The sequence below is a fragment of the Bradyrhizobium sp. R2.2-H genome, assembly GCF_004346455.1.
Classification (GTDB): Bacteria; Pseudomonadota; Alphaproteobacteria; order Rhizobiales; family Xanthobacteraceae; genus Bradyrhizobium; species Bradyrhizobium diversitatis.
In genome coordinates this window covers 375,032-394,266 of the sequence record NZ_SMBR01000004.1, presented here as the reverse complement: position 1 = coordinate 394,266, position 19,235 = coordinate 375,032, and the positions used below count along the sequence as shown (strand labels likewise).

The window sequence follows — 19,235 nt, the reverse complement described above, 5'->3', positions numbered from 1 at the left end:
CGGAAGCTGAAGCTTCGCGGGCGCCGCGTCAACCGGTGGCGTGGATCTTTGCCGGAGATGGCGTGCCTCGTTCGAAAAGCAGCCGCTCGACTTCCGCCTTCACCTTGCCGATCGCGGCATCCTTCACCGGGCCATAACCGCGGATATCCAAGGGCGCCTTTGCAATCGCGACGAGATCTGCAAGACGCGTCGTGTCGAGCTGGTCGAGCATCCGTTCGATCAAGCCCTCATACCAGGCGATCAGCTCCCGCTCGGCTCGCCGTTCCGCGGTGTAGCCGAAAGGATCGAAGGGCGTTCCACGTAGCCCCTTCAAGCGCGCCAGCATGTTGAGAGGCATCTGGACCCACTGTCCGAAGGCCCGTTTGCGCGGACGTCCGCGTGCGTCGCGCCGCGACGGCAGGAACGGCGGGGCGAGGTGATACTGGACGCTGAAGCCATCCTCGAATTCGCGCTTCAGCTCGTCGAGGAAGCCGCTTTGCATGTGCAGCCGCGCCACCTCGTACTCGTCCTTGTAGGCCATCAGCTTGAACAGGTTGCGCGCGACGGCCTCGGTCAGCGCTTCGCTGTTCAGGCCGGCTTCGGCGCTGCGGACTCTTGTGACGATCGCCCGGTATCGCGCGGCATAGGCCGCGTTCTGATAGGCCGTGAGGAAATCGAAGCGCCGGGCGATGAGCTGGTCGAGGGTCTCGGCCTTGGGCGCATCGTCCGCGCTCGGCAGAAAATCCGGATCGGCCGCGGCGATCCGGCCCCAAGCAAAGGCCTGCTTGTTGCGTTCAACGGCGACGCCGTTGAGCTCGATCGCGCGCAGCAGCGCCTGCAGCGAGACCGGGACCAGACCGCGTTGCCAGGCAAAGCCGAGCATGATGATGTTGGCATAGACGGCATCGCCGAGCAGGCGTTCGGCCAGAGCATTGGCGTTGATCGCGCCGAGATTGCTCTCGCCGATCACGTGGCCGATCGCACGCAGGCGGGCTGGCGAGGTGAGATCGGCGTCGCGGAAGCGGACGACGTCGCCGGTCGGCATCTCCGCGGTGTTGACCGCAGCGCGCGTGCCTTTCCGGTAGGTTCCGGACGCCTTCGGCGAGGAGCTGACGACGAGGTCGCAACCGATCAGCGCGTCGGCCGCGCCCTGATCGATCCGGACCTGATGCAACGCGTCGGGGCTGGCGGCGAGGCGGATGTAGCTCAGCACCGGACCGAATTTCTGCGCAAAGCCGGTGAAGTCCAGGACCGAGACGCTGCGGCGTTCGAGATGTGCAGCCATGCCGATCAGCGCGCCAACCGTGATCACGCCGGTGCCGCCGACGCCGGTCACCAGCAGATCGTAGGGTCGCTCGAGCGTTGCGGGCGTGGGCAGGGGTAGTGAGGCCGCGCGGCCGACCGCGTCGATCCGGCTCGCGCTTTTCTTCCGGCGCGTCGCGCCTTCGACGGTCACGAAACTCGGGCAGAAGCCGTTGAGGCAGGAGAAATCCTTGTTGCAGGCCGACAGGTTGATCTGCCGCTTGCGGCCGAGCGGCGTCTCCTTCGGCTCGACGCTGAGACAGTTGGATTCGACCGAGCAGTCGCCGCAGCCTTCGCAGACGAGGTCGTTGATGTAGGCGAAGCGTTTGGGATCGGCCATCTGCCCGCGCTTGCGGCGGCGTCGCTTCTCGGTGGCGCAGGTCTGCTGATAGATCAGGACCGACACGCCGGAGACGTCGCGCAGCTCGCGCTGCACGGCATTCATCTCCTCGCGGGGGTGGATGGTGACGCCGGTCGGCAGGTCGCCAGGCGAGAACTGTGCGGGATCATCCGACACCAACGCGATACGCGCCACGCCCTCGGCGCGGACGCTGTGGGCGATGGCATGCACGCTGACCGGGCCGTCGACCGGCTGGCCGCCAGTCATCGCCACGGCATCGTTGAACAAGATCTTGTAGGTGATGTTGGCCCTGGCTGCGATCGCCTGCCGGATCGCCATCGAGCCGGAGTGATAATAGGTGCCTTCACCGAGATTCTGGAACACGTGCTTGTTGCCGGTGAATCTCGACGATGCCGCCCAGTTCACGCCCTCGCCGCCCATCTGGATCAGCGAGGAGGTCTCGCGGTCCATCCAGCTCGCCATGAAATGGCAGCCGATACCGGCGAGGGCCTTGGATCCCTCCGGCACTTTCGTCGAGGTGTTGTGCGGGCATCCCGAGCAGAAATACGGCGTTCGCGTTGCGCCGCTGACGTTGATGGTGCGCGCCGCTTCCGGCATCAAGGCGGCTGCACGCGCAGCGAGATTGAGGCCCGGAAACATCGGATCGAGCCGGCGCGCGAGCACGTCCGCGAGCGCCCGCGGCGACAATTCGCCGATCCAGGAGATCAGCCTTGTCCCTCGCTCGTCGTGCTTGCCGACCATGCGCTCGGGCTTGTCGCCGGGATAGTCGTAGAAATACTCCTTGAACTGGCTCTCGATGATGCCGCGCTTCTCCTCGACCACGAGGATCTCGCGCTTGCTCTTCACGAAGTCCATGGCGTCATGCAGCGCCAGCGGCCAGACCATGCCGACCTTGTAGATGTCGATTCCAATGCTCCGGCAGGCCGCTTCGTCGAGGCCCATCAGCCGCAGTGCTTCCATCAGATCGAGATGCGCCTTGCCAGTGGTGACGATGCCGTAGGTGGCGTTCGGAATGTCGTAGATGTGCCTGTCGATCGGGTTGGCCTTGGCGAAGGCGTAGACCGCGTGCTTCTTCGCTTCCAGCCGTTCTTCGATCTGCGAGCCCGGCAGGTCGGGCCAACGATAGTGCAGGCCGCCGGGCGGCGGCGTGAAGTCGGGCGTGCGGAAGTCGCGGGGCGGGCGCAGCGCGACGGAGGCGCCTGATTCCACGATCTCCGAAATCGCCTTGAAGCCGACCCACATGCCGGAGAAGCGGCTCAGCGCGTAGCCATATTCGCCGAACGCGAGATATTCGCCGACATCGGCCGGATGCAGCGTCGGCATGAACCAGCTCATGAAGGCGACGTCCGACTGGTGCGGCATCGAGGATGACACGCAGCCGTGGTCGTCGCCGGCGACCACCAGAACGCCGCCATGCGGCGAGGAGCCATAGGCGTTGCCGTGCTTGAGCGCATCGCCGGATCGATCGACGCCGGGCCCCTTGCCGTACCAGAGCCCGAACACGCCGTCGACGTCGCGGTCGGCTTGCGTTTCGACCTGCTGCGAGCCCAGCACCGCTGTCGCCGCGAGGTCTTCGTTGACGGCCGGAAGAAATTCGATGCGGTCCCGTTTGAGCCGTTCCTGGATGCGCCACAGTTCGAGGTCAACGCCGCCGAGCGGAGAGCCGCGATAGCCGGAGATGAAGCCGGCGGTATTGAGCCCGGCCGTACGGTCCCGGCGCGCCTGATCGAGCGCGACGCGGACGATGGCCTGCGTGCCTGTGAGGAAGACGCGGCCCTCCTGGCGCTCGTAGCGGTCGGAGAGCTCGTAACTATCAAGTGACGGAATGGCGTCCATGGCGGACCTCGTGCGGCATCCTGTCGGATGATGGAAGGTTATGCCCGGGTCGCTGGTAGGTCTTACCTATTTATCCCGTGCAAATCGAAAATTCGGTAGAATTTTGCATTAGGTGTCCGAATATGGTAGAAACTGTCGCTTTGAGGGTATGCATGATCGAAGAGCAGGACACCAGGATTCTCGCCCATCTCCAGAGGGACGGCCGTGCCACCAACCAGCAGCTGGCCGATGAGGTCGGCATGTCCACTTCGGCCTGCTGGCGCCGGGTCCGGGCCCTGGAGGACAGCGGCGTCATTCGCGGCTATGCGGCCTTGGTCGCGCGAGAGCAGGCGGGCTTTGCGATGTCGGCCATCCTCCACGTCTCGCTGGAGCGGCATGACGCGAAGTTCGTCGACGAATTCGTGGCCAGTGTCACGACGCGCCGCGAGGTGCTGGAGTGCTTTGCGACCACGGGCGACGCCGACTATCATCTGCGCGTCGTCGTGCAGGACATGGCCGCCTACAATCGCTTCCTCGACGAGTTCATGTTCCGCATCCCCGGCATCCGCTACGTCCGCAGCAATGTCGTGCTGAAGGAGATCAAGACGGGCGTGGCGTTGCCGTTCTGACTTGCGAGACATGCCGCAGGGGAGGTCAGCCTACCGCTCCTCCCGCACGAACCTGTTGCGCAACGTCCCGACGCCCGTGATCTCGACCTCCACGACGTCGCCGTGCTTGATATCCGGCGAGGCGCCGTCGGTGCCCATCCAGATCACGTCGCCGGGCCACAGCGTGAAATACCTCGTCAGTTCGACCAGGAAGGGCACCACGCCGAAGATCATGTCGGCGGTCGCAAAGCGGTTGGTCTCCTTGCCGTTGACGCGGACGATCGTTTCCATTCTTTCGAGATCGGCTTCGGTCTCGATCCACGGCCCCATCGGCTTGAACGTGTCGGCATTCTTGGAGCGCCACAGGCTGCGGTCCGCCTTCTGCCAGCTGCGCTCGCTCACGTCGTTGCCGATGGTGTAGCCGAACACGCAATCCATCGCGTTCTGCTCGGTGAGATGCTTCACCTTCCTGCCGATGACGACGACGAGTTCGCCCTCGTAGTGGATCTTGTCCGTCGCGAAGGAGGGAATCACGACCTCCTCGTCATGGGCGATCAGCGCGTTCTGCGCGCGATAGCCGATCTCGGGCCTGTCGGGGACGGCCGGCACCTCGCCGCGCTTGTCGGCGGCTTCCTTGAGGTGCTTCAGATAGTTCAAGCCGACGCAATAAAAGGTGCGCGGGATCAGCGGCAGTTCGATCTTGACCTCGGACAGCGGCAGCATCCGCGAGGTGCGCTGCCATCCGGCGAAAGGATCGCCATCGACCGCGATCACCCGGTCGCCTTCGACGATCCCCCAGGACGTCTTGCCCGAGGCGGTGAATTTCAGCCAGCGCATGTCTTCTCCTCGTTATTCCGCAGCCTCGCGCGGCTGCACTTTCCAGGCGCCGGCAGCCGGCCGCTCGAGCCCGAGATTTTCCCGTAGCGTCCTGCCGCGATAGTCCGTCTGGAACAGGCCGCGACGCTGCAACTCTGGTACGATATGCTTGACGAAATCGGCGTAGGAGCCGGGCACGTAGGTTGCGGCGATGACGAAGCCATCGCAGCCGCGCTCGACGAACATCTCCTCCAGCTTGTCCGCGATCTCCTTGGGACCGCCGACCATCGCGTCCTGCACTTGCCCGCGGCCGGAGAAGGTGACGAAGTCGCGCGCGCTCGGGTTGCTCTTGCCTGACGCCTTCAACACGCCGTCGCGGATGCCCAGGATGCCCTGCATGCTCTTCAGTTCCTCTGTCGTCAGCGGCTCGTCGAGATCCTTGGATGCGAAATCGTAGTTGAGTGCTTCGGCGAGCAGCGACAGCGCGTCGATCTGGAGCGGCAGCTTGTTGATCAGCGCCATCTTGTCTTCGGCCTCAGCCTTGGTTGCGGCGCAGACCGGCGTGGTCAGATTGCACAGGAACATCTGGTCAGGGTCGCGGCCGGCCGCTGCCGCTTCGTTGCGCACGGCGGCATAGCCGTCCTTGGCGGCGGCGAGATTGCGCGCGGCGGTGAAGATCACCTCGCCCCAGCGCCCTGCGAAGCGCTGGCCACGGCCCGATGCGCCGGCCTGGATGATCACGGGATGGCCCTGTTGCGAACGCGGAACGGTGAACGGCCCGCGCGACCTGAAGGCCGGCCCCTTGTGGTCGAGCCGCTTCACCCTGGTCGGATCGGCGAAGCGACCGCTTTGCTTGTCCATGATCAGCGCGCCGTCTTCCCAGGTGTCCCAATGGCCGAGCACGACCTCCATGAACTCGTCGGCACGGTCGTAACGGGAATCATGCTCAGGATGGGAGTCGCGGCCCATGTTGAGCGCCTCGCCGTCATTGAGCGAGGTGACGACGTTCCAGCCGGCGCGCCCGCCCGACATCAGGTCGAGCGTTGCGAAGCGGCGCGCGACGTCGAAGGGCTCATAATACGTGGTCGAGCAGGTCGCGCCCAGGCCGAGCTTCTCGGTGACCATGCCCATCGTGGTCAGCACGATCAGCGGATCCATCTTCACGCAGCGGATGCCGTATTCGACGGTGTGGGCGTGGTCGTTGCCGTAGCGGTCCGGCATCGCCAGGCGGTCGTCGAAGAAGGCCATGTGGAACTTGCCGGATTCCAGTATCCTGGCGATCTCCTGATAATAGTCCGCCGACATCGAATCGCTGCGCGAGTCAGGATGCCGCCAGGAGCTCGGCAGGTTCGTGCAGTTCTGCGCCTGGAGGAATCCGACCAATACCATCTGCCGATTCATGCTGCTGTTCTCCTGATGCCGTCAGGCCAGATCGAGCACGGCGTCGAGCCTGTACTCACGCAGGGCGACGCTGATGCGCGTGAGGCGATCGGCCCTGACGATCGGCATGGCGTTCCCTCGGCTTGGTGCCCGTAACAGGCTGCTTGTTGGGTGTCATCGTCTCAAAGCGCAGGAGCGATATCAATCTCCCGTAAACCATCGCAGGGCTGCAAATTCGTAGAGAGAACGCGCCTTTGACCGATGATTCGGCCCGCGCGGCGGCGTTTCCCGCAGTTTTGCGTTGCTCGTTCGCTGCTCGTTCACTTTGATCGACGGTTTGCGGTGCGCAATAACGACCACTTAGGCGATCGCCGCTGATAAAGTCACCGGGAGAAATAGGCAGAAATGCCCGGGAGCTGAGATCGTGCCGACGACACTCGCGCGCACCTTTGCGGCGTTGAGCGCCATCAATGAAGCGATCCTTTACGCGAGATCGCCGGACGAGCTGTACCAGAAGGTCTGCGACGCCGGATTTTCGAGCGGGGATTTTCTGGCCGTTGCCGTGTTCCTGGTGGAGCCGGACGGCCGGCGGCTGCGCTATGCGGCCGGCTGTGGCGATGACATTCCGCGGCTCCGTTCGATTGTGATCACGACGGAAGCCGGCACGCCTGAAGGATCCGGTGTCGGCGGCGAGGCGTTCCGCGATCAGAAGCTGTGCATCAGCAACGACTATCTGAACGATCCGCGCTCGTTGGCGTGGCGCGAGGGCGCCGCCAAGGCTCGCATCGGTGCGGCCGCGGCGCTGCCGCTGCTCTGCAACGGCAAGAGCGTCGGCGTATTGTACGTGACGCGCAGCGAAGCCAATTCGCTGAGCGAGCAGATGGTGTCGCTGTTCGAACGCATGTCGGCGAACATTTCCTATGCGCTGGATAATTTCGCGCGCGAGACCGCACGGCAGGCAAGTGAGCGGGCGACACGGCGGCTCAACCGCATGTTCGGTGCCATCAGCGCCACCAACGAAGCCATCCTGCGCGCCAAGACCGAGCAGGAGCTGTACCAGCTCGTGTGCGATGCCTCGGTCCACAGCGGCAAGTCGTTGGCGACCATCGTCCTGCTTCGCGAGCCGGATTCGCACTGGATGATTCCGGTCGCCGCAACCGGACAGAACCTCGAACTGGTCACCCAGGCGCGCTATTCGATCGATCCGGAGAATCCCTATGGCAAGGGCATCTCCGGCGAGGTGTTCCGGACGCAGAAAGCCATCGTCGAGGACGATCTCGCGAGCCGCACCAGGGGCTCGCCATGGGAGCAGGCCAACGTCGACACCGGCGTTGCCGCCTGCGTCGTCGCGCCGCTGATCAAGCGCGGCGAAAGCGTCGGCGTGCTGCTGTTCTTCATCAGCCGCTCCTGGGCCAAGGACGAGGAGATCGTCGCGCTGCTGCTGCGCATGGCGGAGAACGTCTCGTTCGCGATCGAGAATTTCGGCCGCGAGACCGAGAAAGCCAGGATCGCCGCGGAAGAAGAGTGCCTGGCGCGAATGTATGCGGCGCTCAGCGCCACCAACGAGGCAATCCTGCGTGCACGGTCGCGGTCCGAGCTGTTCGACCTCGTTTGCGAGGCGACCGCGAAGGGAGCCAAGTTCACCTCGGCCACCATCGCGCTGGTCGATCGTCGGGCGGAGTTGCTCCGCGTCGTCGCCTGCTACGGACCGAATGCGGATCAGGTTCGCAACTTCACGTTCTCCACCTCCGACCGGGTGCCCGAGGGGCGCGGGCTGACGGGCACGGCGTTCCGCACCTGCCAGCCCGCTGTCAGCAACGACGTGCTCGCTGATGATCGCATCGCGCCTTGGCAGGCCAGCGCCCGCCGCAACGGCATCGCATCCTCCGCGGCGTTGCCGCTGCTCAACGGCGACCGGGTGGAGGGCGTCTTTCTGTTCAACTCTCCGGAGCGTGGCACCTTCACGCCGGAGCTCGTCGAGCTGCTGTGCAGGCTTCAGGCCAATGTCGCCTTCGCCCTCGAAAGTTTCGACCGCGCCGACGAGAAGGCGCGAGCGGACAAGCAGCGCAATCGTCTGAGCGGCATGTTCGAGGCGCTGAGCGCAACCAACGAAGCCATCATGCGCGCCAAGACACGCGAGGAGCTGTTCGAGGCGGCCTGCCAGGCAGCTGTGCTCGGCGATCTCTTTGCCTCGGCGACGATCGGCATCATCGATGAGGAGCGCGAGCTCGTTCAAGTCGTTGCGGTCAAGGGGCGTCTGAAGGAGCGCATGGCCGGACGGACCTGTAACATTTCCGCCGGCCATCCCGAGGGCGAGGGCATCATCGGCACGTCGCTCCGAACCTGCCGGCCCAGTGTCATGAACGACTATCTGAACGAGCCGCGGTCGGCATACTGGCGCACAAAGGCCATCGAGGATGGAACGCGTGCTGCGGCGAGCTTCCCGCTTCTGAGGGCGGGCGACAAGGCGGTCGGCATTCTGCTCTTCCTCGCGCTGGAAGAGGATACGTTCACCCCCGACCTGGTCGAGCTGCTCGAGCGGCTGGCGGAGAACGTCTCCTTTGCACTCGACAATTTCGATCGCGCCGAGGAGAAAGTCCGCACCGAGGCGCAGAAGGAGCGTCTGACGCGCATGTTCGCGGCCCTGAGTGCGACCAACGAGGCGATCATGCGCGCGAAGTCGCGCGCCGAGCTGTTCGACCTCGTCTGCCTTGCGGCATCGAACGGCGCCAAGTTCACCTCGACCACGATTGCGTTGGCCAGGGCCGGCACAGACCAGCTCGAGATTGTCGCCACCGCCGGTCCGTCCGCCGACACCACGCGCAACGTCCGTCTCTCCATCGATCCCGAGCGGCCGGAAGGGCGCGGGATGAGCGGCACGGCGTTCCGGACGCGCCAGCCCTGCATCAGCAACGACTATCTCAACGACGACCGGGTCCGTGTCTTCCATGCCATCGTCCGTGGGGACGGAGCGCGATCGGGCGCCGCGTTTCCGCTCATCGCGCACGACCAGGCCGTCGGCGTCATGATCTACATGTCGACCGAACCGGCCACCTTCACGCCCGAATTCGTCGAGCTGTTGCAGCGCCTCGCCGACAACGTCTCCTTCGCGATGGAGAATTTCGATCGCGCCGACGAGAAGAAGCGGGCAGACGAGCGGATCGAGTATCTGGCCTCGCATGACAGCCTGACAGACCTGCCGAACCGCGAGACATTCAACGAGCTGCTGCACGCGGCGATCGACGCCGCGCAACGTCGCGATCACCGCTTTGCGGTGCTGTTCATCGATCTCGACCGCTTCAAGGTCATCAACGATTCGCTGGGTCACGAGGCCGGCGACCTGCTCCTGCTCGAAGTCGCGAACCGGTTGCGCGGTGCGCTGCGGGCCAGCGACGTGGTGGCGCGGCTCGGCGGCGACGAGTTCGTGGTGATCCTCGATCGGTGCGGCGAGATCGACGATGTCCAGCGCATTGCGACGGGGTTGCTCGCGACGCTTGCCGAGCCGATGGAGGTGGCCGGCCACGAGTGCCACACGACGGCCTCCATCGGCATCGCGATGTATCCGGCCAACGGCTCCGACGCGCAGACGCTGACCAAGAACGCCGACATGGCGATGTACCTCGCCAAGGAAGACGGCAAGAACGGCTATCGCTTCTTCTCCAACGAAGTGAAGACGCAGTCGATCGAACGGCTGTCGCTCGAGAGCGCACTACGCCGCGCGCTGGAGCGCGAGCAGTTCTCGCTGAACTACCAGCCCAAGGTGGACATGGGGACCGGCCAGATCACGGGGGTCGAAGCGCTGCTGCGCTGGGCTCATCCCGATCTCGGCAATGTCTCGCCGGCGCAATTCATTCCGCTTGCGGAGGAAACCGGGCTGATCGTGCCGATCGGCCGCTGGGTGCTGAATGAGGCCTGCGCGCAAGCCATGGCCTGGCAGCGGCACGGCCTGTTGCCGCTGTCGATGGCGGTCAACCTGTCGCCACGCCAGTTTGTCGACGAGCATCTGTTGCAGGACGTCGACGAAGCGCTGGCCGCCAGCGGCATGTCGCCTGTGCTGCTCCAGCTGGAGGTCACCGAGAGCATGATGATGCACAATGTCGGTCGTGCGCTCAAAGTCCTCGACTCCATCCAGAGCCGCGGCATCCGCCTCGCCATCGACGATTTCGGCACCGGCTATTCGTCGATGTCGCTGATGAAGCACTTTCCGATCGACACCATCAAGATCGACCGCTCCTTCGTGCGCGACCTGCCGCAGGATTCGGAGGACCAGGCGATTGCACAGGCGATCATCAGCATGGGCAAGGCACTCGGCATGACCGTCGTCGCCGAAGGCGTCGAGAATGCCGAGCAGGAGGCGTTCCTGCGGACCCATGGCTGCGACGAGATGCAGGGCTTCCTCATCTCCAAGCCGCTGCCGGCGCGGCAGATCGCGGAGTTGCTGCGGCCGATGGTGCTGCCCGTCGCGCCGCCGCTCCAGCCGGAGCGGGATCCGGTCGCCGAGGAGGCCGCGGCGTTACGGTTGAAAGGCGCTGTCGTCTGACGGCAGCGGGTGCAGCTCACGGGACTCGTCGGCCTCGCGTTCCGCCTTGCGCGGAAAATCGTCCGGCCATGGCAGTGAGGTCTGATCCTCGAACAGGGCGAGAAGCAGGCACGCTCCGTCGGCAAAGGTCGATCCGTCGCCGAGTCCGAGCGTGCGCGACCATGCACCTGGCATCGGCTCGTGCGCGTGGCGCACCGCGATCGCGGGGCCCCACCACCAGGCCGGCGCCGGCGACCGTTCGTCCTCGGGCACGGCGAGCCAGCGGGCGAATTCGTTCACCACGCGCTCGAATTGCAGGCTTGCGGCCTGATGCATTCGCTCCGTGCTCCTTGTCGCGCCTGAAAGCAGGCCGATGCGCGCACGCGGTCGTGGTCCTGAAGCTTTGAAGAACGGCGCGTCGCGCAGCCACGTATGCCGCTCCATCGGCGGCCATACCATAAGCACCCGGCGGCCGGAAAAGCGGCCGGCGCGGGTTTTCATAGTCTCTTCATTCCCTTTAGCGGCTTAAGGTGCCCGTCGGCAAGCTGCAATACGGTCGCCTAGCGCGATCTGAACGGATGCGCCTTCTGGTGCCAGGCCCAGGCCGTGCGGATCACCGTGGGTAGATCGGAGTGGCGCGGCACGAAGTTCAGCACGTTTCTCGCGGCGGAAGGATCCGCGACCAGATAGGTGGGGTCGCCGGCGCGGCGCGGCTTGACGCTGTGCGGCACCTCGCGCCCGGCCTCCTGCCTGATCGCGTCGAGGATCTCGCGTACGGAGAAGCCGGAACCGGTGCCGAGATTGAAGCTGCCGCCGGCATGCCCTTGTTCCAGAAGCTTCAGTGCCGCGACGTGCGCGGCAGCAAGGTCCGTGACGTGGATGTAGTCGCGGATCGCGGTGCCGTCGGGTGTGTCGTAGTCGTCGCCGAACACCGCGAAGTCGACATGTCCCTGAAGCGCCATCATGGCGCGTGGAATGAGATGGGTTTCGTTGTCGCGCAGCTCGCCGATCCCGCCGGCCGGATCGGCGCCGCTGGCATTGAAATAGCGCAGGCAGAAGGCACCAAAGCCGTAGGCGGTGCGGTAGTCGGCGAGCATGCGCTCGATCATCAGCTTCGATGCGCCGTATGGATTGATCGGCGCGCAGGGGAAGTCTTCCGGGAGCGCCTTGGAATCGGCGTTGCCGTAGACGGCGCCGGTCGAGGAGAACACGATGCGATGGCAGCCCGCGTTGCGCATGGCCTGCAACAGCGACAACGTGCCCTGGACGTTGTTGATGTAGTATTTCTGCGGGTCGGTCATGGACTCCCCGACGAGGCTCGCCGCCGCAAAATGCATCACCGCCGTGACCTTGTGGTCGGCGAAAGCGCGCGCCAGCACCGCGCCATCGAGCAGATCGCCCGTCACCAGCGGGCCGGAGACGAAGCTGCGATGACCTGTCGAGAGATTGTCATAAACGACGGGCTGATAGCCGGCGGCGGTTAATGCGCGGCACGCATGCGAGCCAATATAGCCCGCACCCCCGGTGACGAGGACGGTCGGTCTGTCGGTCATGTCGTCTTCTGCTCTTCTTCTAGCGGATAGGGCGGTTGCGGCTGAGGAGAAGATAGAGCGCGCGGGGGTTGGTGGTCAAATAGCGCCACAGCAGACGGCGTGGCTCGAGCAAGGTGCGCCAGGCCCATTCGAGCCCGATCTTCTGCATCCATTGCGGCGCGCGGGAACGGCTCCCGGACAAGAAGTTGAACAGGCCCCCGGATGTCTTGATGACGCCAACATTGGTCAGATGCGCCGAAAACTCCTTCACGAATGCCTGCTCGTTGGGCACGCCGAGCGCGACCCACAGATAGTCCGGCGCCAGGGCGTTGATCTCCTCCACCTTGGCACGCAGCGCCTCGCCTCGCAGATAGCCGTGGCTGCGTCCGACGATTTTGAGCTTGGGATACATCTTCTGAACGTTGTCGACCGCGGCGGCGTTCTCGGCCTCGCTTGCGCCGAACATGTAGAACGTGCGGCCGACGGCCTCAGCCTTGCGCGCAACGATATGAAACAGGTCCGTCGTCGCAACGCGCTCCGGCAGTGGGAACCAGGATTGCAGCTTCGAGGCCGCGACCAGAGGCTGACCGTCGGCGTTGATCAGGTCGGCGGCGCGGAACAGCCGCTCGGTCTGCGGCTCGGTCGAGCAGCGTGCCAGCACCTCGCCATTGGCCGAGGTCAGGAACAGCGGACGGCCGATGCGACTGTCAGGATCGGTCGCCTCGATCATGAAATCGGCGGTGGCTTCCAGGTCGAGCGCGGCCATGCGAAGCCCGCCCACGGTGATTCTCGGCACCTCGGCAGTCGCTGCCCGTCCGTCGAGGTTGACGCGGCGCTCAAGCATATTGTCTGCCTCGATGGCGCGTTTGGATTGCAGGGGTGAGCTCGTCGAGCACGACGCCGACGAGCTTGCGCTCGGCGGGGCCGAGCGCGGCCAGGATCTCTTCCAGGCTGTCGTTGACGTCGAGGCTGGTCGGCAGCACGGCCACCAGCGAGTCGGTGTCGTCGAGCAGCTTGCGGCCGCCGGCCGAGAGCGGCATCGCTGGGCCGTCGAGGATCACGAGATCATAGCCGCCGGCGGAACGGGCCTGCGCAATCGCCTTGCGGATCGCGGCGGCAGCCTTGTCGGCATCGCCCTCCGCGGCGGGCAGTACCGAGATGCCGTTGACCGTCTTGATCTCGCGTGCGTCCTTGTTGCCGATCGAGAGCCATCCGAGCCTGCTCGGTTCGCTCTTGCTGGGACGGCTGACCTTGTTCGAAAGCGAGCGTGCCTGATGGTCGGCATCGATCATCAGCACGCGGGCGCCGTCGCGGGCAGCGGCCAGCGCGAAATTCAGCGTGGTCACGTTACGTCCGGTGGTCTCGCCGGCACCGACGAGCGCGATGACCGGCATCGCCTTGCCGCCGGCGCGCCGGACGACCGCCGCGCGCATGTCACGCCAGGCGTTGAGCAGTGTCGTCAGGGGAAAGCCGGGGCGGAGCGTTGGCCAACCCAGCCGCGTGAGGTCGACGCCGCCGCCCGTAGCGAGGATGGCGCCGAGCGTGTGGATGACGTCGGCCTCCTGGAATCGTGCGATCAGCGGCTTCTCGATCACGGGCTTTTCGACCATCGAAGGCTGGAGCGGGGGCGCGGCAAGTTCCGGCGGAATCTGTTCAACTTCCGGAACCCGCGAGGCGGGCGGAGGCGGCGACGCCTCCGGCGGGGGTGCGCGCTGCGGAGCTCTCATTGCATCTGCATCCGGCGCCGGCGCGCGCTGTGGACGGGCAGGCGCCGGCGCCGGTGCGATCGCGCCGGTGAATAGCAACTCGACCGCGACGAACCAGCTCGAGGCCGCGATCGCGCCGAAGATGAAGCCGATCATGGCGAACAAGCTCATCGCGGGCGGGAACGAGCGCCGCTGCGGCACCGTCGCCTCGCCGATGACGCGGGCCGCCGACGTGTTCAGGCTCTCCTGCTCCTCGGTCTCGCGGGAGCGCTTGAGAAAGGACTGATAGACGTCGCGGCTGGCATCGGCTTCGCGCTCGAGCTCGCGCAGGCGCACGGCGGCCTGGCTGAGCTGGACACTCTGCCGCTTCTGGGCCTCCAGTGCCCGGTTGAGCGAGGCTTCGAAATCGCGGGCGCGCGTCAAATCGTTCTTGGCGGACTGGGCGAAGCGGTCGATCTCTTCGTTGATGGTACGCTTGAGGTCCTCGACCTGCTTCTCGGTCTGGCGTAGCGCCGGATGGCGCGGCCCGAGCTCGCCGGCCTGCTCCGCATATTTCTTGCGGGCATCGGCATATTGCGCGCGCAGATTCGCGATCGTCGGCGATTGCAGCGCCTCGGGGATCGCACCTGCATCCGTGGCCGTGCGCCGGCTCGCCGCGATCTGGTCGAGCCGTGCCTGCGCATCCATCGTCGCCGCACGGGCCGCGGAAAGCCGCTGGTTGCTGGCGGAGAGTTGCTGGTCGCTGATCAGCGCATCCTGGGTGCCGACGAAATTGTTCTGGGCCTTGTAGGTGGCAAGCGCAGTCTCGGCGTTGCGCAGCCGGTCGCGCAGCTCCTTCAGGCGGCTGGAGAGATCGTTGGTCGCGCGTCGTGCGGCCGACGCCTGCGAGTTGCGGGATTCGGCGAGGTAGGCATTGGTCAGCGTGTTGGCCAGCATCGCCGCTTTCGCGGGATCCGTCGACCAGACCTCGATGTCGACGATGAAGCTCTTCTCGGTCTTGCGGACGGTGATGTGCTTGTTCAATGCGTCGAGCGCAGCAAGCTGCACTTCATTCTTCTCCGCGGCGGATGGCGCGCGGGGGTGCAGGCCGATCAGGCCGAGCAGCGACGACATCAGGCTCCTGCCGTCGCCGCCTCCGAATTCCGGATCCTTGTCGAGACCTGCCTGCTGAATCACCTGGAGCAGTACGCTGTTGGAGGTGATCAGGCGCGCCTGGCTCTCCACCACCATGGACATGCCGGAGATGTCCTGGGCGCGGGGCGTGAGTTCGCGGTCGACGAGTTGGAGCTCGCGCGGGTCGACATAGAGCTGAGCGGTGGCGGTGTAGCGAGGCGTCACGCTCTTGCCGGCGACGACCGCGAGCGTCGCGCCGAGCAGGGCGGCCGCGGCGATCGCGACCTTTCGCCGCCAGAGCAAATTGACGAGCTCGAGCACGTTGAAGCCGGCCTGAGGCTTCCGTTGCGGGACCTCCGGTCCGGCTCGATCGATCGGCTGGCTATAGTCAAGCATGATCCCCAGCTTTCATTCCAACTGCCGCGGGCTGAGGGGTTACTCTTCGCTTTACGCCACGCACCCGGCATATGGGTGCCCAATCAACGCAACAGGGAAAATTAACCATACTCGCTGAGGGACTATTCACGGAAATGGCAAACAAAGCGTTTAAGCGCCTGCCACCCCTACGCGCGTCCTCGTGACGCTCGCGATACCGGGATCTTCCAGGGATTAACGATTCGTTACCGCGCGCAACGTGGCCGCGCGCTGCCGCTCGTCCAGCGATGGGCCGGGCACGGGTCATGGCCGTCAGCGCTTCCGCAGGATGACATGATAGTCGCCGCGACGGACGTCGGTGCCGCGCGGCAGCACGGCGTTGAGCACCGCGGCGCCGGCGTCGACCAGGGCCGCGAACAACGGCTTGCGCCGGCGCATCTCGGGGTAGCGCGGGCTCTCCACCTCGCGTCGATAGATCATCTCGAGGCCGTTGGCGGTCGCGAAAGCTTCGAGCCGGGGCAGCGTCACCAGCGGATGGAAGAACGTCGGGAACGGCGGCTCGCCGGGCAGTCCGGCGTCCTTGATGCCGCGGATGTGCCGGTAGAACCAGACGTGAAACCAGTGCGGCGAATACTTGGTGACGACTCCGGAGAGTGAGCGCGGATTGGGCGCGCCGATCAGGATCATCCCGCCGCGCTTGAGCGCGTCACGGAAATTCAGCAGCGCGGCGTCGACGTTCGGCAGGTGCTCGATGACGTTGTAGCAGATCACGAGATCGAAGGTCTCGCGCCCGAAGCTGTAGGTCTGGACGTCGCCGAGGATCGCCTCGTCGGCGTAGGTGTTGTTGCGGACCTGGTCCTCATCGATATCGACGACGGTGACCTTGCTCCGGCTCAGCAATTCCGGTGGCAGGACGCTGCACGAGCCGCCGCCGGCCTCATAGATGGCGAGCCGGTCCTGCGGCAGCTCGCGGCACAGCACGTCGTGGACGGCGAGCAGGCTGTCGCGGGCCTCGCCGGGGACGAGATCATGGAGCGCCTGGGTGGGTGTTGTGGCCGCGGAGACATTGATTGCCGTGGCTGTCGCGAAGTCGATCGTGGCTGGCTTGTTCATGATTTTCTGGCCGCGCTTGTTCTATTCAAATTTACAGGAAAAGACTCGCTCGCCCGAAGAGCAAATCCGATGCCGCGCCGTCTCACTGATCGCAGTGCTTACGGCCGGGTTAATGCGTATGGGCGTTAACTACGGCATTGTTCATGTCGAGACGTGGACGGCGCACTGGACCACGAATTGCACTAGCACGCGTGCGAGGTTTTGCGGCAGAAACACGCGAAGGCGGTTAAGTGCATGGTGTCGTGTCAGGATGACTGGAGATCGCCGGGATGGCGTGGCGGATGCGCCGCGCGCCGATCGGTCATTTTGGCACGCATCTGTCCCGCAGCGACGTGCCATCGCGGCACGAGGCCGATCCGCGCGATCGAAGCAGGGCTTTCTCAACATATCTCGGCCATCTAGGACGTCATGACATTGATCCCGACAGACCTGTCCGCCACGCGCATCTCGGATGTCGTGCGCGATCCCAACCGGGAGATCGTGGCGAGCTCCCGCGTCATCGATCTGTCGGTCGGCATTGTCGTCTGCATTCCCTGCTTCCGGCGCCCGCAGCATCTGCGGCTGACCCTGGACTCGCTGGCGAGCCAGCGTACACCCCGCTCCTTTGCCGTCGTCATGGTCGAGAACGATGCTGCGCGGCGCGAGAGCGCGCCGGTCGCCGCTGAGTATCTCGCCGATGGCCGGCTCCAGGGCGTCTGCCTCGTCGAGAAGCGGCAGGGGAACTGCCAGGCGATCAACGCCGCATTCGAGACGGCGCAGGGGCTGTTTCCCGCCGCGACCCGTTTCCTGATGATCGACGACGACGAGATCGCCTCGCCCGACTGGCTCGAACTGATGGTCCGCACTGCGGAGGCGACCGGTGCCGACGTGGTCGGCGGGCCGGTGCTGCCGGTCTTCGACGACGACAGCAAGCCCTGGCTTTCGCGTCATCCCGCCTTCTGTCCCGCCTACGACTACAGCGGAGCGGTGCCGCTGATCTATGGGTGCGGCAATTGTCTGATCACGCGTGCCGCCTTCGAACGGTTCGATCGTCCCGCGTTCGACCTGCGCTTCAATTTTCTCGGCGGCGGCGATTGCGATTTCTTCGTGCGGTGCCGGGATGCCGGCATGCTGTTCCACTGGACGGCGGAGGCCGTCATCACCGAGACCGTGCCGCACAAGCGCACCAGCCTCGGCTGGATCGCAAAGCGCGGCCTGCGCATCGGTGCGATCAACTATCGTGTGCAGTACAAGGCCGCCCAGACTTCGGCGGCGCGTGCGCGGGTGTTCGCGCAGATGCTCGGGCGGGTGCCGCTGTCGCTGGTTCGCGCCGCAGCCTCGCTGAGGTCGTCGAAGGCAGTCGTCGCGATGCATCCCGTGATGGTTGCGCTTGGCGCGGCCCTGGCGGCCTTCGGGCTCGAGCCGAGGCCCTACGAGGCCTCGAAGATCGTGTCCTGATGCCGCGGCGGCGGACTAGATGCCGAAACGGGCGAGCGCGACCCTGATCGCGGCGCGTGGCAGCGATCCGAGCGACAGGCGGCCGATCATCGCGAGATAGGCGAAGGCTTCGCGATATCTGCCGAAGCGAACCGCTTGCATCGCCGAATAGGTGACGAGGTGAATCTCGGCGGCCTGGCGCAATCCGCTCGCCGCGCCCTCGGGGAGTCGCGCCAGGATCAGCCCGTCGTCGAAGACCCGCGCGACCGCAGGCAGGAAATCCTGCGGGGTCCGCACCGCCGCGTTCATCGTGTTCGACGTATGCAGGCGATAGTCGAGCAGAAGCTTCGGCGCGAATGCGAACTCGCCGATCGCTGCAAGCCGGCACCAGCAATGCCAGTCCTCGCAATATCTGAGCGAGACGTCGAAGCCGCCGACGGCGCGGAAGGCGTCCGCACGTGTGAGCACGATGCCACCGTTGACGATGAAGTTCCCGGCCGTGAGCTGCACCAGCACGTCGCCGGACGGCTTGCGGCGTCCCTTCAACAGGTCGCGCCGGCCGATCTGCCGTCCTTCGCCATCGATCGTATTGTAGTCGCCGTAGACGAGAATCGCGCGCGGAGCACCGCGCGCCGCCGACAGCAGCGCCGCGACCGCACCGGGCCGCAGGCGGTCGTCGGCATCCAGGAAGAGAAGCCACTCGCCGCTCGCATGCCGGGCACCGAGATTGCGTGCCGCCGACACGCCGGCAGCGTCGTTGTGCAACAGGCGCAGCCGCGGATCGCGCATGGCGCGGACGATTGCCACGGTATCGTCGGTCGAGCCGTCGTCCACGACGATCACCTCGCCGACATCGCCTTGCGTCAGTGCGCTCGCGAGGGTTTCGCCGACATAGGCCGCTGCGTTCTTGGCGGGAATGACGACGGACACCGCGACCGAATTCGCCGGCAGCAGGCGGCGCAGGCCCGCCGGCGCGCGCGGCGCAACCGGAAGTTCGAGAACGTCGTCGGCGGTGATCAAGCGGCGGCTCGTCTTTTAATGGACTGTTAACCAGGGCGCATCTGCAGCGCTTGCCAACGCCAGCATGGGCAATCTCGGCTGTTGCGGATGATATCCCCATTACGGTCGAAGCGTTGCCGCGAAGGTCTGCGCGACGCCGGTTTCGTGTATTAGCGTTAAGCCGGTGCCAAATCCGGACGA

12 protein-coding genes are annotated in these 19,235 nt (G+C 65.4%); 3 read left to right on the top strand and 9 right to left on the bottom strand.

Going from position 1 to position 19,235, the window contains the following annotated elements; all coding sequences use genetic code 11:
• Positions 1-28 precede the first annotated feature (28 nt).
• The gene (locus EDE08_RS12840) at positions 29-3,478 is read right to left on the bottom strand and encodes an indolepyruvate ferredoxin oxidoreductase family protein (RefSeq protein ID WP_131869100.1); all 3,450 of its coding nucleotides are present in this window, start codon (positions 3,476-3,478) and stop codon (positions 29-31) included.
• 152 nt (positions 3,479-3,630) lie between these two features.
• On the opposite strand from EDE08_RS12840, the gene EDE08_RS12835 reads away from it, so the two are divergent.
• Complete coding sequence (locus EDE08_RS12835) at positions 3,631-4,086, top strand: Lrp/AsnC family transcriptional regulator (RefSeq protein WP_131869101.1); 456 nt, start codon at positions 3,631-3,633, stop codon at positions 4,084-4,086.
• 30 nt (positions 4,087-4,116) lie between these two features.
• On the opposite strand, the gene EDE08_RS12830 is transcribed toward EDE08_RS12835, so the two are convergent.
• A complete protein-coding gene (locus EDE08_RS12830) occupies positions 4,117-4,902 on the bottom strand; it encodes a fumarylacetoacetate hydrolase family protein (protein ID WP_131869102.1) in 786 nt (261 codons plus the stop codon).
• A 12-nt stretch (positions 4,903-4,914) separates the two neighbouring features.
• Positions 4,915-6,282: an LLM class flavin-dependent oxidoreductase gene (locus tag EDE08_RS12825; protein ID WP_131869103.1), complete on the bottom strand. Its 1,368-nt coding sequence runs from the start codon at positions 6,280-6,282 to the stop codon at positions 4,915-4,917.
• 403 nt (positions 6,283-6,685) lie between these two features.
• On the opposite strand from EDE08_RS12825, the gene EDE08_RS12820 reads away from it, so the two are divergent.
• Positions 6,686-10,801 (top strand): bifunctional diguanylate cyclase/phosphodiesterase, encoded by a 4,116-nt coding sequence (locus EDE08_RS12820; protein ID WP_165935895.1) that lies wholly within the window; start codon positions 6,686-6,688, stop codon positions 10,799-10,801.
• On the opposite strand, the gene EDE08_RS12815 is transcribed toward EDE08_RS12820, so the two are convergent.
• The 5 genes from EDE08_RS12815 to EDE08_RS12795 all read right to left on the bottom strand — a co-directional run bounded on the left by EDE08_RS12815 (position 10,775) and on the right by EDE08_RS12795 (position 16,619).
• Entirely contained in the window at positions 10,775-11,116 is a 342-nt protein-coding gene (locus tag EDE08_RS12815; RefSeq protein ID WP_131869105.1) for a hypothetical protein, read from the bottom strand. The genes EDE08_RS12820 and EDE08_RS12815 overlap by 27 nt on opposite strands.
• A 224-nt stretch (positions 11,117-11,340) precedes the next feature.
• The gene (galE, locus tag EDE08_RS12810) at positions 11,341-12,333 is read right to left on the bottom strand and encodes a UDP-glucose 4-epimerase GalE (RefSeq protein ID WP_061879032.1); all 993 of its coding nucleotides are present in this window, start codon (positions 12,331-12,333) and stop codon (positions 11,341-11,343) included.
• 19 nt (positions 12,334-12,352) lie between these two features.
• Entirely contained in the window at positions 12,353-13,156 is an 804-nt protein-coding gene (locus EDE08_RS12805; protein ID WP_131869106.1) for a WecB/TagA/CpsF family glycosyltransferase, read from the bottom strand.
• Positions 13,149-15,527 carry a Wzz/FepE/Etk N-terminal domain-containing protein gene (locus EDE08_RS12800; protein WP_131869107.1) on the bottom strand — a complete coding sequence of 793 codons (2,379 nt, stop codon included), beginning with the start codon at positions 15,525-15,527 and terminating at the stop codon, positions 13,149-13,151. The genes EDE08_RS12805 and EDE08_RS12800 overlap by 8 nt, the downstream gene beginning before the upstream one ends.
• A gap of 291 nt (positions 15,528-15,818) precedes the next feature.
• The gene (locus tag EDE08_RS12795) at positions 15,819-16,619 is read right to left on the bottom strand and encodes a class I SAM-dependent methyltransferase (protein WP_131869108.1); all 801 of its coding nucleotides are present in this window, start codon (positions 16,617-16,619) and stop codon (positions 15,819-15,821) included.
• A gap of 408 nt (positions 16,620-17,027) precedes the next feature.
• On the opposite strand from EDE08_RS12795, the gene EDE08_RS12790 reads away from it, so the two are divergent.
• Positions 17,028-18,056 carry a glycosyltransferase family 2 protein gene (locus EDE08_RS12790; RefSeq protein WP_131869109.1) on the top strand — a complete coding sequence of 343 codons (1,029 nt, stop codon included), beginning with the start codon at positions 17,028-17,030 and terminating at the stop codon, positions 18,054-18,056.
• Between the two features lie 15 nt (positions 18,057-18,071).
• Here the strand turns inward: EDE08_RS12790 and EDE08_RS12785 are convergent, their stop codons facing one another.
• A complete protein-coding gene (locus EDE08_RS12785) occupies positions 18,072-19,055 on the bottom strand; it encodes a glycosyltransferase (protein ID WP_131869110.1) in 984 nt (327 codons plus the stop codon).
• Positions 19,056-19,235: the final 180 nt, after the last annotated feature.

What these genes read in the sequence shown, in the direction of transcription:
- EDE08_RS12835 (WP_131869101.1), top strand. Translation starts at nt 3,631, where the DNA reads ATGATCGAAGAGCAGGACACCAGGATTCTCGCCCATCTCCAGAGGGAC.
- galE (WP_061879032.1), bottom strand. Translation starts at nt 12,333, where the DNA reads ATGACCGACAGACCGACCGTCCTCGTCACCGGGGGTGCGGGCTATATT.
- EDE08_RS12825 (WP_131869103.1), bottom strand. Translation starts at nt 6,282, where the DNA reads ATGAATCGGCAGATGGTATTGGTCGGATTCCTCCAGGCGCAGAACTGC.
- EDE08_RS12795 (WP_131869108.1), bottom strand. Translation starts at nt 16,619, where the DNA reads ATGAACAAGCCAGCCACGATCGACTTCGCGACAGCCACGGCAATCAAT.
- EDE08_RS12815 (WP_131869105.1), bottom strand. Translation starts at nt 11,116, where the DNA reads ATGCATCAGGCCGCAAGCCTGCAATTCGAGCGCGTGGTGAACGAATTC.
- EDE08_RS12800 (WP_131869107.1), bottom strand. Translation starts at nt 15,527, where the DNA reads ATGCTTGACTATAGCCAGCCGATCGATCGAGCCGGACCGGAGGTCCCG.
- EDE08_RS12805 (WP_131869106.1), bottom strand. Translation starts at nt 13,156, where the DNA reads ATGCTTGAGCGCCGCGTCAACCTCGACGGACGGGCAGCGACTGCCGAG.
- EDE08_RS12840 (WP_131869100.1), bottom strand. Translation starts at nt 3,478, where the DNA reads ATGGACGCCATTCCGTCACTTGATAGTTACGAGCTCTCCGACCGCTAC.
- EDE08_RS12790 (WP_131869109.1), top strand. Translation starts at nt 17,028, where the DNA reads ATGACATTGATCCCGACAGACCTGTCCGCCACGCGCATCTCGGATGTC.
- EDE08_RS12830 (WP_131869102.1), bottom strand. Translation starts at nt 4,902, where the DNA reads ATGCGCTGGCTGAAATTCACCGCCTCGGGCAAGACGTCCTGGGGGATC.